This is a genomic window from Allotabrizicola aquatica (SeqCode), assembly GCF_965194375.1.
GTDB classification, from domain to species: Bacteria; Pseudomonadota; Alphaproteobacteria; order Rhodobacterales; family Rhodobacteraceae; genus Tabrizicola_A; species Tabrizicola_A aquatica.
This window is the reverse complement of sequence record NZ_CBDAEL010000002.1, coordinates 230,442-242,507: the sequence shown is the minus strand read 5'-3', so window position 1 is coordinate 242,507 and position 12,066 is coordinate 230,442. Positions and strand designations below refer to the sequence as shown.

The 12,066-nt window shown below is 64.8% G+C and carries 10 protein-coding genes and 1 other RNA gene; 8 read left to right on the top strand and 3 right to left on the bottom strand.

Features of this window, described 5'->3' with window-relative positions:
• Positions 1–91: 91 nt before the first annotated feature.
• Positions 92–1,600, bottom strand: coding sequence for a trimethylamine methyltransferase family protein (locus AC72UB_RS03885; protein ID WP_505188601.1), 1,509 nt, complete (start codon positions 1,598–1,600; stop codon positions 92–94).
• Entirely contained in the window at positions 1,600–3,627 is a 2,028-nt protein-coding gene (locus AC72UB_RS03880; RefSeq protein WP_505188600.1) for an oxidoreductase, read from the bottom strand. The genes AC72UB_RS03885 and AC72UB_RS03880 overlap by 1 nt, the downstream gene beginning before the upstream one ends.
• A 113-nt stretch (positions 3,628–3,740) precedes the next feature.
• Between AC72UB_RS03880 and AC72UB_RS03875 the strand changes: the two genes are divergently transcribed.
• The 7 genes from AC72UB_RS03875 (at position 3,741) to AC72UB_RS03845 (ending at position 10,411) form a co-directional block, all read left to right on the top strand.
• The gene (locus AC72UB_RS03875) at positions 3,741–4,343 is read left to right on the top strand and encodes a TetR/AcrR family transcriptional regulator (protein WP_505188599.1); all 603 of its coding nucleotides are present in this window, start codon (positions 3,741–3,743) and stop codon (positions 4,341–4,343) included.
• A 99-nt stretch (positions 4,344–4,442) separates the two neighbouring features.
• Positions 4,443–5,408 carry a LysR family transcriptional regulator gene (locus AC72UB_RS03870; protein ID WP_505188598.1) on the top strand — a complete coding sequence of 322 codons (966 nt, stop codon included), beginning with the start codon at positions 4,443–4,445 and terminating at the stop codon, positions 5,406–5,408.
• Between the two features lie 114 nt (positions 5,409–5,522).
• Complete coding sequence (locus AC72UB_RS03865; RefSeq protein ID WP_505188597.1) at positions 5,523–6,863, top strand: aspartate aminotransferase family protein; 1,341 nt, start codon at positions 5,523–5,525, stop codon at positions 6,861–6,863.
• Positions 6,863–7,786, top strand: a complete 924-nt coding sequence (kce, locus tag AC72UB_RS03860) for a 3,5-dioxohexanoate:acetyl-CoA acetone transferase (RefSeq protein WP_505188596.1) — start codon at positions 6,863–6,865, stop codon at positions 7,784–7,786. Before AC72UB_RS03865 ends, kce begins: the two co-directional genes overlap by 1 nt.
• Positions 7,783–8,250 (top strand): GNAT family N-acetyltransferase, encoded by a 468-nt coding sequence (locus AC72UB_RS03855; protein WP_505188595.1) that lies wholly within the window; start codon positions 7,783–7,785, stop codon positions 8,248–8,250. The genes kce and AC72UB_RS03855 overlap by 4 nt, the downstream gene beginning before the upstream one ends.
• Positions 8,247–9,260: a histone deacetylase family protein gene (locus AC72UB_RS03850; RefSeq protein ID WP_505188594.1), complete on the top strand. Its 1,014-nt coding sequence runs from the start codon at positions 8,247–8,249 to the stop codon at positions 9,258–9,260. The genes AC72UB_RS03855 and AC72UB_RS03850 overlap by 4 nt, the downstream gene beginning before the upstream one ends.
• Positions 9,261–9,352: 92 nt before the next feature.
• The gene (locus tag AC72UB_RS03845; RefSeq protein WP_505188593.1) at positions 9,353–10,411 is read left to right on the top strand and encodes a dipeptidase; all 1,059 of its coding nucleotides are present in this window, start codon (positions 9,353–9,355) and stop codon (positions 10,409–10,411) included.
• Positions 10,412–10,480: 69 nt separating this feature from the next.
• Here AC72UB_RS03845 and ffs read toward each other — a convergent pair.
• Positions 10,481–10,577, bottom strand: an RNA gene (gene ffs, locus AC72UB_RS03840) — signal recognition particle sRNA small type.
• Positions 10,578–10,732: 155 nt separating this feature from the next.
• On the opposite strand from ffs, the gene AC72UB_RS03835 reads away from it, so the two are divergent.
• The gene (locus AC72UB_RS03835; RefSeq protein WP_505188592.1) at positions 10,733–11,617 is read left to right on the top strand and encodes a DMT family transporter; all 885 of its coding nucleotides are present in this window, start codon (positions 10,733–10,735) and stop codon (positions 11,615–11,617) included.
• The last annotated feature ends 449 nt before the right edge of the window (positions 11,618–12,066 follow it).

Genomic DNA, 12,066 nt, shown 5'->3' with positions numbered 1-12,066 from the left:
CAGTCGGGCGTCGGACGCTCCGCGGGGAGTATTTCTGCCAAGATGAAACGGCGAAGAGCCCGCGCATGCGGGACGATGAGCGGGGGTGGCGTCAGTTGGTCGGTGCGCCGCCTTCGGATTTGCGGCGGGCGACGAAGGCCTCCAGCGCCTCGCGGGTGCCGGGGTCGAGCGCGGGTTCTTCATAGTGCGCCAGAAGCTCTTTCCAGATGCGGTTGGCGCGGACCGGGGCCTCTTCGCGGCCGCGTTCGACCCAAGTAGGGTAATTGTCCCAATTGGACAGCATCGGCGCGTGAAAGGCGGTTTCGTACTGTGCCATGGTCTGGGCGGTGCCAAAGAAATGCCCACCCACGCCCGCCTCGGCGATGGCGTCGAGCGACAGGGCTTCGTCGGTCACAGGAATGGGCGTGAAATAGGACTGCATCATGCCCAGCATTTCGGCGTCCAGGATCAGCTTTTCATAGCTGGCGGTCAGCCCGCCATGCATCCAGCCCGCGCTGTGGATCACCAGATGTGCGCCGCCCATCAGGCAGCCCCAGAGCGACATTTGCGATTCATAGGCGGCTTGGGCGTCAAGTGCATTGGCCGCCGTGACGTTCGATGAGCGAAACGGCACGCCGATGCGGCGGGCGAGTTGGCCCGAGGCTTGGGCCGCCTTGGCGTATTCGGGCGTGCCGAAGGCTGGCGCGCCGGTTTTCATATCGACGTTCGAGGTGAAGCCGCCATACATCACCGGCACGCCGGGGCGGACGATCTGGGTCAGGGTGATGCCGAAGATCGCTTCGGCATGTTGCAAGACCAAGGCTCCGGCGAGGCTGACGGGGGCCATGGCCCCGGCCAGCGTAAAGGGCGTCACAATCGCCACCTGCCCGTGTTCGGCCAGCGCGATCAGCCCTTGGCTCATCGGGTCATCCAGCTGCCGGGGCGAGTTGGTGTTGATGACGCCCATCATCATCGGGTTTGCTACCAGATCGTCCAGTGACCAGCCCATGGAGATGGCGGCCATGTGGAGGCCGTCCATCGTGCGCTCGGTTCCCAGCGCGTTCAGGTTCCAGCTTTTGTCGAGAAGGGTGATCTGGCTGAGATACAGGTCCAGATGCCGGGTCGCGGCGGGCAGGTCCATCGGCTCCAAAGGGCCGCCGGATTCCTGTTGGATGACGTTCAGGCTTTGGCACAGGCGCAGGAAATCCTGCATGTCTTGCAGCGTGCCGTCGCGCCGCCCCCGGTCCAGGTCCATCACATACGCCGGGCCGCCGACGGAAGAAAACACCATGTCATTGCCGCCAAAGCGCAGATCCTTGGCGCGGTTGCGCGCGGCGATGGTGAAAGTGGCGGGGACGGTGGCAAGGCGTTCGGTGACCAAGCCTGCGTCAAGGTAGACCATGTTGCCGTCAACCCGCGCGCCGGCGCGGCGGAAGTAGTCGATCGCGCGGGCATTCAACACGCGCATCCCCTGTTCGGCCAGAAGCCGCAGGGCGGCGGTGTGAATGGCCTCGATATGGTCCTCGGAGAGCACGCGGATCGGGTCATAGGCGCGCGGCACTTGACCGTAGGGGCGCTGGGGGATGGCGTTGATCTGGCGGGTGGGGCGGCGCTGGCGCATCACGCGCTCCTGTGGTTGGGCCGCTCGCGGCGGGGCGGCAGGTCAGGTTCGCCTAGAAGGCGTGCGTAGCGGTGGGCGGAATAGACCGCATCGGCGATGGAGGAGGGGGCGAGGCAATCGCCCACGCGCACGGCGTTGGGGCGGGTGTGGAGGGTTTGCCAAAGGTCATCGATGGGCTGGCGGCCGGTCACAAGGATCAGGCTTTCGCAGGCGATGTCGCGTGGCTGACCGGTCGTGGCGCAGGTGATGCGGGCATAATCTGCGCCTTGGGCCGACAGCATGTGTTGCGTCACCAATGTAACGCCCAGCGACATCAGGCGGTCTTGGATAAAGCCCTGCTCATCGGTGTAGACCGTCCAGCCCGAGACTTGCGGATAGGGGGTGACCAGCGTCACCGCATGGCCGCTGCGGGCCAGCTTTTCGGCAAGCGCGCCGCCCATGAAATAATGCTCATCATCATAGATCACCACCGGGCCGGGGGTGGGGGTGCCTGAAAAGACATCATCCGGCGTCAGGGCGTTCGGAAAGCTGAGGGGTTCCATCCCCACCACGCCGATCCCGTCGCGCCGCCAGCGCGACCCGGTGGCCAGCACGAGGTGATTGGGGTTGAGATCGGTGATATCATCCGCCGTCATCCGGCTTTCGCGGAAGATTTGCACATTGGGCAGTTTGGCCAGCATGGTCATGCGCCAGTCGCGCACCCGGCCCCATGTGGCGAGCCCCGGCAGGGTGGATTCATGGGCGATCCGGCCCCCAAGATGGCGGTTGGCCTCGGCCAGCGTCACCTCAAGGCCCCGGCGGGCCAAGGTCAGTGCGGCCTCAAGCCCTGCCGGCCCGGCGCCGACGACCAAGGCGGTGTCGCGCTTGGGGTAGGACGCGATGCGTTCAGGGTGCCAGCCGCGCCGCCATTCTTCGCCCATGGTCGGGTTTTGGGTGCAGCGCAGCGAGATGGCCTCGTTGTTCGCCGCCCGGCAGATGTTGCAGCCGATGCATTCGCGGATTTCGTCCGTCCGGCCTTGCCGGATTTTTTCCGGCAGGAAGGGGTCGGCGATGGAGGGGCGGGCGGCGCCGATGAAGTCTTGCACGCCCTTTTTGATCTGCTCCACCATCCGGTCGGGGGAGGTGAAGCGACCGACGGACACCACGGGCTTTGTGGTGAGGGTTTTGACAAAGCGGATGTAGTCTTCCTGATAGCCTTCGGGCGAGAAGCGGGCGGATTTTGAGTCATTGCCCAAGGCACCCGCCACGTTCACATCCCACAGGTCTGGCAGTTCGGCGAGCATGGCCACCACATCGCGGCCCTCATCGTCTGCGCAGATGCCGTTTGGCCCGTGGAGTTCATCCACCGCCAGCCGGATCGCCACGGCGCAGGTGTCACCCACCGCCTCGCGGGTGTCTTCCAGCATTTCGCGCAACAGGCGCGCGCGGTTTTCCAGGGGGCCGCCGTATTCGTCGCCGCGCGTGTTGGTGCGGCGCGAGAGGAACTGGAAGGGCAGGTAATCGTGGCCGGCATAGACATAGACGATGTCAAAGCCCGCCTGTTTCGCGCGTTTGGCCGCGTCGCGCTGCCAGCCGCGAAAGGCGCGGATGTCGGCCTTGTCCATGGCGCGGGCCGTGGTGGGCAGGTGATACATCGCCGGTTGCACCTGTGGGCCGATGCCCGGCACCCGCGTCATGCGGTTGGAGGCGTGAAAGCCGCCGTGCCACAGCTCGATCCCGGCCAGTGAGCCGTGGGTGTGGATGGCGTCCGCCGTGGCGGCGAGGGGGGCGATGTCGTCATCATCCCAAAGGGTGAGGAAGGCGTAGGGGCTGTCGTCGCTGCTGGGGTGGATGGAGCAGTATTCGGTGCAGACCACGCCCCAGCCGCCCTCGGCCTTGACGCCCCGAAGTGCTGCACCCGATTGCGGGCGCTGCCAGCCAAAGCCGGTGGCATGTGGGGTTTGGTAAAAGCGGTTGGGGGCGGTGACGGGGCCGATCTTGACCGGTTCAAAGAGGATGGCGTGGCGCGGGTCCATTTCGGGGATCATTCTCAGAAGCTTCTCAGGGGGCCTTTGCGGGCCGAGCTTTGCCAAAGCCTAGCCATGTTGTATGATCGTTCAACAAGAATCTCGGCTGCCGCCGTTCAACAAGGCCTTGCCCCATGACCGCCCCAAAGCCTGCCGCCAAGTACAAGCGCCTTGCGCCTGAGGCCCGCGCCGCCGAGCTGGTGGAGGCGGGGCTGCGTGTGTTGGCCAAGGGCGGGATCACCGCCTTTACCATCGACAATATCTGCAAGGCCTCAGGTGCCTCGCGCGGGTTGATCGGGCATCACTTTGGCGGCAAGGACGGGCTGTTGGCGGCCTGCTATGTGGCGTCCTATGCGCCTTTTATGCAGGCGGTTGCCAAGGAGGCGGTGCCAATGTCCTTGGCTGCGTTGATTGATGAGCTGTTGAGCGAGCGGCAGTTGCGGCCTGAGGGGCTGAACATCTGGTTGGCGCTGTGGGGCGAGATTGCCGTGAACCCTGCGCTGCGGGCCGAGCATCTGCGCCTCTATCGCATTTATCACGCAACTTTTGCCGCCGCGATTGCGCGGCAGTTGGGCCGCGCAGCGCCGGATGCCCGCGATGAGACACTGGCGACGGCGCTGATCGCGCTGTTGGACGGGATTTGGTTGGAGTTTTCCATAGCCCCCGAGGAGATGAGCCGCGCCAAGGCCCGTGCGGCGGTGGAGGCATTGGTGCAAGGCCCGCTGTCGGGCGGATGAACGGGCTGGTTTGGATGGGCTGGACAGGGGGGCGTAGGCGGCTGATCTTGCGCCCTAACCTGCCTAAGCCCCGAACCCGCCCAAACCCCGGACCGCCCCATGTCGCGCATCTCTGCCCCTGAACGTCTGGCCCGTGATCTGGATTGGAACTTGCTCCGGGTGTTTCTGGCGCTGGCCGAGGCCGGGTCGGTGACGGGGGCGGCTGAGCGGTTGAGCCTGAAGCAACCCTCGGTCTCGGCGGCCTTGAAGCGGCTGGAAGAGCGCGTGGGCGCGCGGCTGATCGACCGGGCGCGGGGGCGGTTTCAACTCACGGCGGCCGGGGTGCGGATGCTGGAGGAGGCGCGCGAGGTGGAGGCGGCCATCTTGCGGCTGGCCGACCGGATCACGGAGGCCGAGGGGCAGGTCACCGGCCATGTCACCATCGCGCTGGCCAGCCATGTGGTTTGCCCGTTGTTTGATGGCGTTCTGGCGGGGTTTCTGGCCGATCACCCGGGGGCCAAGGTCAGCCTTGAGGTGATGCCAAGCCGCGATGCGCTGGCGCTGGTTGGGGCGCGGCGGGCCAGTCTGGCGGTCTGCCTGATGCCGGTGCGGCCTGCCGGGGTGGTGGCGGAGTTGTTGTATCGGGAAAGCTTTGGCCTCTTTTGTGGCCAGAGCCATCCGCTGTTTGGCGCGCGCGCCTTGGCCCCGGACGCGCTGGTGGGGCAGGCGGTGGTGTCGTTTCAGACCGACCGCGAAGGTGATGCTTTGGGCGAGGTCACCGCGCTGCGCCGCCGTTTGGGGATGGGCGAGCGGGTGGTGGGATCTTCGGCGCATCTGGAAGAGGTGCGCCGGATGATCGAGGCCGGGATCGGGATTGGGCCATTGCCGCTGCATGTCGTGGCGCGCGATCTGGCCGCGGGGCGGCTGTGGCAATTGCCGCCCTATCGCGGCTTGCCGCAGGTGGATGTGCATCTGTGCCACGCGCCCGGATTGCGGCGCAACCCCGCCGAGGCCGAGCTTTTGGCGCGGCTGCTGGCGGCGATTGCCGCGACGCCTTTGGGCGAGCGGATCTATGGGTCGGCATAGGCTGGTGCAATTCATAAGATCGAAACTATCTATTTGATCTATGCAAACCCCTGCGCCACGCTGGCACAAATTTCGACACCCGCCACCCTTCGACACCTGCCGCCCGGAGCCACCATGTCGCGCCCTACTCACACCACTATTTCCGCCACCAACGCCCTGCCCAAGGTGGTGCGCGGCAAGGGCAGCTATCTTTGGGATGCCACGGGCAAGCAATACATCGACGGGTCAGGCGGGCCGGCGGTCTATTGCCTTGGCCATGCCCATCCGGAGGTGAACCGCGCGATCTGCGACCAGTTGGAGGCGCTGGCCCATGGCTACCGCTATAATTTTACCACCGACGCGCTGGAGGAATTGACCGAGATCATCCGCGCCCGTGTGGGGGGCAATTTGCGTGAGATGGTCTATGTCACCGGCGGGTCGGAGGCGGTGGAAAGCTGTCTGAAGATGGCGCTGCAATATCAGACCGCGATTGGCCAGAAATCGCGCCGCCGCTTCATCAGCCGAGAACGGTCGTGGCATGGCAACACGCTGGGGGCCTTGGGCCTGTCGGGCTTTGCTGAGCGGACGGCGGCCTATGAGGGGGCGTTCATCCCCTCGATCAAGCTCTCGCCCGCCAATGCCTATCGCCCCATCGCCGGGGCGACCGCCGAGACGGCGGGGGCTGCGGCGGCGGCGGAGTTGGAGGCGGCGATTCTGGCCCATGGGCCAGAGACGATTGCCGGCTTTGTCTTTGAACCCGTGGTCGGGGCGGCGGGGGGCTGTGTGCCTGCACCCGAGGGCTATGCACAGGCGGTGCGCGAGATTTGCAGCCGTTATGGCGTCTTGATGATTGCCGATGAGGTGATGTCGGGGGCCGGGCGCTGTGGCACGTGGCGCGCGCTGGCCCATGACGGGGTGGAGCCGGATATCATGTCGGTCGCCAAGGGGCTGGCGGGGGGCTATCAGCCTTTGGGGGCCGCAGTTTGCACCACCGCCGTTTGGGAGGCGATCCGCGCCAAGGATGGGGCTTTTGGCACCGGGCACACCTTCACCGGCCATACGGCGGCCTGTGCGGCAGGGGTGGCGGTGCAGAAGATCGTGGAGCGCGAGGGGTTGGTGGCCAAGGTTGCCGCCAATGGGCCGCGCTTGAAGGCGTGGTTGGCCGAGGCGCTGGCGGGTGTGGAGGCCGTGGGCGACATTCGCGGGCGGGGGCATTTCATGGCGCTGGAACTGGTGGCCGACCGCGAGACGAAGGAGCCATTTGCCGCCGAGCGGAAGCTTTTCATGAAGATCCGCGCGCAGGCGATGGAGAACGGCCTGGTCTGCTATCCGGTGGGGGGCAATGTGGACGGGATCAGCGGCGATATCGTGATCTTCGCGCCGCCCTACAATTGCACCGATGCAGAGTTGACGGAGATCGTGGACAAGGGCGCGCGGTCGGTGCGGCAGGTCTTGCAGGCGGAAGGATTGGCGTGATGTCGAAGATCATCATTTCTTGCGCGATTACCGGATCGATCCATACCCCTTCGATGTCGCCCTATCTGCCGGTCACGGGGGCCGAGATTTCCGCCCAAGCCATTGGCGCGGCGGAAGCCGGGGCGACGATCCTGCATCTGCATGCGCGCCATCCGGACACCGGCCGCCCCTCGGCGGACCCTGCGCATTGGGCGGGGTTTTTGCCCGCGATCAAGGCCGGGTGCGATGCGGTGGTGAATATGACCACCGGCGGCTCGGCGGTGATGACGTTGGACGCACGGTTGGAAGCGCCCAAGCGATTTTGCCCCGAGATGTGCAGCCTGAACATGGGCACGATGAATTTTGCGCTTTACCCAATGGCGGCGCGGATCACCGAGTGGAAACACGATTGGGAGGAACCCTTCCTGCTGGGCACCGATGATCTGGTGTTCAAGAACACGCCCCGCGACATTGCCCATGTCTTGGCCGAGATGGGCGCACGGGGGGCGCGGTTTGAGTTTGAATGCTATGACATGTCGCATCTTTACATGCTCAAGCACTTCGTGGACCGGGGGGCTGTGACGGGGCCTTTGTATATCCAGTTCGTCTTTGGGGTTCTGGGTGGTATGGCGGCGGACCCTGACATGCTGGTGCTTTTGAAGCGCACGGCGGATCGGCTGTTTGGCGACCAGTATCGCTTTTCGGTGTTGGCGGCGGGGCGGCAGCAGATTCCAATGGCCAGCATGGCGGCGGCGATGGGTGGGCATGTCCGGGTGGGGCTGGAGGACAATCTGTACCTTTCCAAAGGCGTTCTGGCGCAGTCGAATGCCGAGCAGGTGGCGCAAATTCGCGGGATTGTCGAAGGGATGGGGCGTGTGGTGGCCAGCCCAGCCGAGGCGCGGGCGATGCTGGGGTTGAAGGGCGCGGGCGAGGTGGCGTTTTGACGGTTTTGCGCGCCGCGACCGCCCAAGATGTGCCGGTGATCCTGCGGTTCTTGCAGGCCATGGCGGCTGAGGTGGGGGAAACGGTGGGCTCCACCGAGGCCAGTCTTTTGGCCCATGGCTTTGGGCCAAACCCGCGCTTTCGGGGGCTGATTGCCGAAGGCGCGGTGGGGCCTTTGGGGATGGTTTTGTATTTCCCCGAATACTCCACCTGGCGCGGCGAGATGGGGCTGTTTGTGCAGGATGTCTATGTTGCGCCCGAGGGGCGGGGGACGGGGCTGGGGCGGCAGTTGCTGGCCGGGGCGATGGCCCATGCCGATTGGGCCCCGCAGTTTCTGACGCTGATGGTGGCGCATGTGAACACATCCGCGCGGGCGTTTTATGACGCCCTTGGCTTTGATCTGCGCGATGAGGCGGATCAGTTGATTTTGGAAGGAGAGGGCCTGCGGGCTCTGATGCAGGGATGATCACAGTCTTTGACGAGGCGCAGCGGGCGCATGATCCGCAGTTCTTTCTCTCCTCGGGGGCGGCGCAGCCTTGCCCGGAAAAGCCCGCGCGGGTGGATGCTTTGCTGGGTGCGGTGCGGGCTTTGGGCGGGCCGGTGGTGCAGGCGCCGGATGCGGGGATGGGTCCGATTTTGCGGGTGCATCCGGCGCGGTATTTGACGTTCTTGCAGACGATCCACAGCCGCTGGACGCGGATTCCGGGGGCGAGCGCGGAGGTGATCCCGAACATTCACCCGGCCAATCGGACCGATGGCTATCCGCTGTCTGCTGTGGGCCAAGCCGGGTTTCACCAGACCGACACCTCGTGCCCGATCTCAGCCGAGACTTGGGGTGCGGCTTATGCAAGCGCGCAGACGGCGATCCATGGGGCGGACCTTGTGCATCGGGGGGAGCGCGCGGTCTATGCGCTCTGCCGTCCGCCGGGGCACCATGCCTTTGCCGAACTCGCAGGTGGGTTTTGCTATTTGAACAACTCGGCGATTGCCGCGCAAAGGCTGACTGATGCGGGTCGTCGGGTGGCGATTTTGGATGTCGATCTGCACCATGGCAACGGCACGCAGGGGATTTTCTATGACCGGCCCGATGTGCTGACTGTCTCGCTCCATGCCCATCCGGAACGCTATTACCCGTTCTTCTGGGGCTACCCCGAAGAGCGGGGGGCGGGCGCGGGGATTGGCGCCAATCTGAACCTGTGTCTCGAGCGCGGCACCGGCGATGAGGGGTTCATGGCGGCCTTGGACAAGGGCATGCAGGCGGTGGCCGATTTCGGGGCCGATACGCTGGTGCTGGCCCTTGGGCTTGATGCCTTTGAGGGCGATCCTTTCGCGGGGCTTGCGGTGACCACGCCGGGCTTTGGCCGGATTGGGCGGGCGGTGGCGGCGATGGGGTTGCCGACGCTGATCGTGCAGGAGGGCGGGTATCTCTGCCCTGAGTTGGGCCAGAACCTTGAGGCGGTGCTGCGCGGGTTCTGAGGCTACGGTTGACAAGCCCCGTCGGGTGACGGTTCTCTGACCCCGATGCAGCCCCGATGCAACCCTGTCATGGCCGCGAAAAAGGAGCCAACATGATCCCGGTATTCGACGGCCACAATGATTTCCTGTTGCGCCTGTTTGACCATCCCGACCAGCGTGAGACCTTGTGGCTGAGCGAAGGGCGCGAGGGGCATCTCGATCTGCCGCGCATGGTGAAGGGTGGCTTTGCGGGTGGGTTCTTTGCCATTTATATCCCGTCACCCCACGACGATGATGCGCCTGACTATATGGCGGCGATGGAAAATCCGCCTTTCACGCTGCCTTTGCCGGCGCTGATTGACCATGAACTGGCCCAGCCCATGGCGCTGACCAAGGCGGGGCATCTGATGTGGATGGCGCGGGCGTCGAACGGGCGGTTCAAGGTTTGCACCACGGTGGCCGAATTGCGCGACTGTCTGGCCAAGGGGGTGATCTCGGGCATTTTGCACATGGAAGGGGCCGAGGCGATTGATCCGGGGCTTGATGCGCTGCATGTGTTTCATGGCATGGGGTTGCGGTCGATTGGGCCGGTCTGGTCGCGGCCCACGGTCTTTGGCCATGGCGTGCCCTTTGCCTTTCCGGGCAGTCCGGATACCGGGCCGGGGCTGACCGAGGCGGGCAAGCGGTTGGTCAAGGAGTGCAACCGGCTGCGGATCATGCTGGACCTGAGCCATCTGAACGAGGCGGGGTTTTGGGATGTGGCGGGGCTGTCGGATGCGCCTTTGGTGGCGACCCATTCCAATGCCCATGCCGTCACGCCCTCAACCCGCAATCTGACCGACCGGCAGTTGGCGGCCATTCGTGACAGTGGGGGGATGGTGGGGTTGAACTATGCGACATCCTTCCTGCGCCGCGATGGGCGGCAGTCGCCCGAGATGGGCTGGGAGGATGTGCTGGCCCATATGGATCATCTTCTGTCGATCTTGGGTGAGGATCATGTCGGGCTTGGGTCTGACTTTGACGGCGCGACAGTGCCGCAGGGGATTGGCGATGTCGTCGGCCAACAGGCGCTCTTGGAGGCGTTCCGCGCGCATGGCTACGGCGAGGCGCTGTTGCGCAAGATTGCCCATGAAAACTGGTTTCGGGTGCTGGAGCGCACGTGGGGTGCCTAAGGCTGGGGAGCGTGAGGCGCGGGCTCAAAGCGGCCCCGAGGGGGGCGTTTTTGCTGTTTGGAGGGGAAGGGTGAGAGGCTGGACAACGACCCAAGTGGGGCTCGTTACGGCTGCTTCCTTCCGGACCTGACCGGGTTGGCGAGGCACCTGCCCGCGCCAACCTCTCACCGCCGGATATAGGGCGGTTTGGCCGGGTGTGCAAGAGGGGCGACCGGGCGGAAGGTGGCCGCGCGATAGATCAATCGCGCCCTGACTTGGTCGCCTTTGCGCAAGCCTTGTCAGCGTGGGGCCCCTATCAAACAGGCAACAACAGGACTCCTAATGCACCAGTTCGCTGCCCGTCATCCGCAAGCCTATGGGCTGATCGTCACCTTTCTGGGGGTGGCGTTCTTTTTCCCTGATGCCTTGGTGGTGCGGCTGATTGCGGCCGATACCATGACCATCGCGGTCTGGCGTGGGCTGGCGGCGGCGGTGGCGACCTTGGGCTTTGTGGCGCTGTTTCATCGCAGCGCTTGGACCGGGTTCCGGTCGCTTTTGACGCCGGCCGCGCTGGCGATGATTGCGCTGCAGGGGACAGGGTCGATCTTTTTCCTAGGATCGTTGCAGAATACTTCGGTGGCCAACAGCCTTTTGATCCTTGCGACCGCGCCGTTTTTGGCCGCGTTGTTTTCTTGGGCTTTCCTGCGGGAAACCATCGACAAGGCCACGGCGCTGGCCATTGTGGCGGTGTTCGGCGGTGTGGTGATGATCGCCTCGGGGTCCATGGGTGGCGGCACGCTCTTTGGCGATTTCCTGTCCTTTCTGAATGCCATGACCATCGCGGGTTATTATGTGGTCTTGCGCAAGGCGCGGGATGTGAACCTGATCGTTGCCATCGCCTGCGGCTATCTTCTGACCAGCCTGATCGCCCTGCCCATCGCCCCGATGGAGCCGTTCGACGCCACCCAATGGGGTCTTGTGCTTCTGTCGGGCGGGGTAATTTTGGCGGGGGGCGTGGGACTTTTGCAAATTGGCCCGCGCTATTTGCCCGCGCCTGAGGTGTCGATGATCACCATGCTGGAGATCGTGGTTGGCCCCTTGTTGGTGTGGTGGATCTTGGGCGAGAATCCGGGGCAGGCGACCGTGATCGGCGGTACGGTGATCTTGGTGGCGATCTTTGCCCATGCGGCGTGGCAGCTTCGGAACTTGGCCAGCCGTCAGGGTTGATCGCTCCTCCTCTCACCTAGCGCGACATGAACCCATCGGCGCCTGGCCTCGGCGGCGCGGGGCAGTTGCACCACCTCTGGGGTCTCAGATTGGTTGGCGTTACGCCTGACTGGGCGGCATTGACATCCCTTGGTATAGGTCCGCACCAAATGGAGGTGAGTTTGGGCAAAGGAACAGCCCATTCGCCGAAGTATAGGTTTCAGTTTTCGCGTTTTGGGCGGTTTGATTGGCCGGTCATACGAGGTCAGCAACGCCGAATGCCCGGAACAAGACAGGGTAAGGGCGCGCGCGGAAGGGGCGAGCAACACAGGTGCTTGGTCTGGGAAGAGCGATGCTTTGGACGTTGGGCGATGCAGACGGCTGCGGTCTGCCTGCGCGCCCGGTTTCCCGGCATGTTCTCCGCCGCTTTGGCGAGACTGTGGTGACAGCGGTCTGTCAGTCGCGCCTGA

Bases quoted from the DNA above. Each gene is read 5' to 3' on its own strand.
- AC72UB_RS03850 (WP_505188594.1), top strand. From the start codon at position 8,247: ATGATCACAGTCTTTGACGAGGCGCAGCGGGCGCATGATCCGCAGTTC.
- kce (WP_505188596.1), top strand. From the start codon at position 6,863: ATGTCGAAGATCATCATTTCTTGCGCGATTACCGGATCGATCCATACC.
- AC72UB_RS03835 (WP_505188592.1), top strand. From the start codon at position 10,733: ATGCACCAGTTCGCTGCCCGTCATCCGCAAGCCTATGGGCTGATCGTC.
- AC72UB_RS03875 (WP_505188599.1), top strand. From the start codon at position 3,741: ATGACCGCCCCAAAGCCTGCCGCCAAGTACAAGCGCCTTGCGCCTGAG.
- AC72UB_RS03885 (WP_505188601.1), bottom strand. From the start codon at position 1,600: ATGCGCCAGCGCCGCCCCACCCGCCAGATCAACGCCATCCCCCAGCGC.
- AC72UB_RS03880 (WP_505188600.1), bottom strand. From the start codon at position 3,627: ATGATCCCCGAAATGGACCCGCGCCACGCCATCCTCTTTGAACCGGTC.
- AC72UB_RS03845 (WP_505188593.1), top strand. From the start codon at position 9,353: ATGATCCCGGTATTCGACGGCCACAATGATTTCCTGTTGCGCCTGTTT.
- AC72UB_RS03870 (WP_505188598.1), top strand. From the start codon at position 4,443: ATGTCGCGCATCTCTGCCCCTGAACGTCTGGCCCGTGATCTGGATTGG.
- AC72UB_RS03865 (WP_505188597.1), top strand. From the start codon at position 5,523: ATGTCGCGCCCTACTCACACCACTATTTCCGCCACCAACGCCCTGCCC.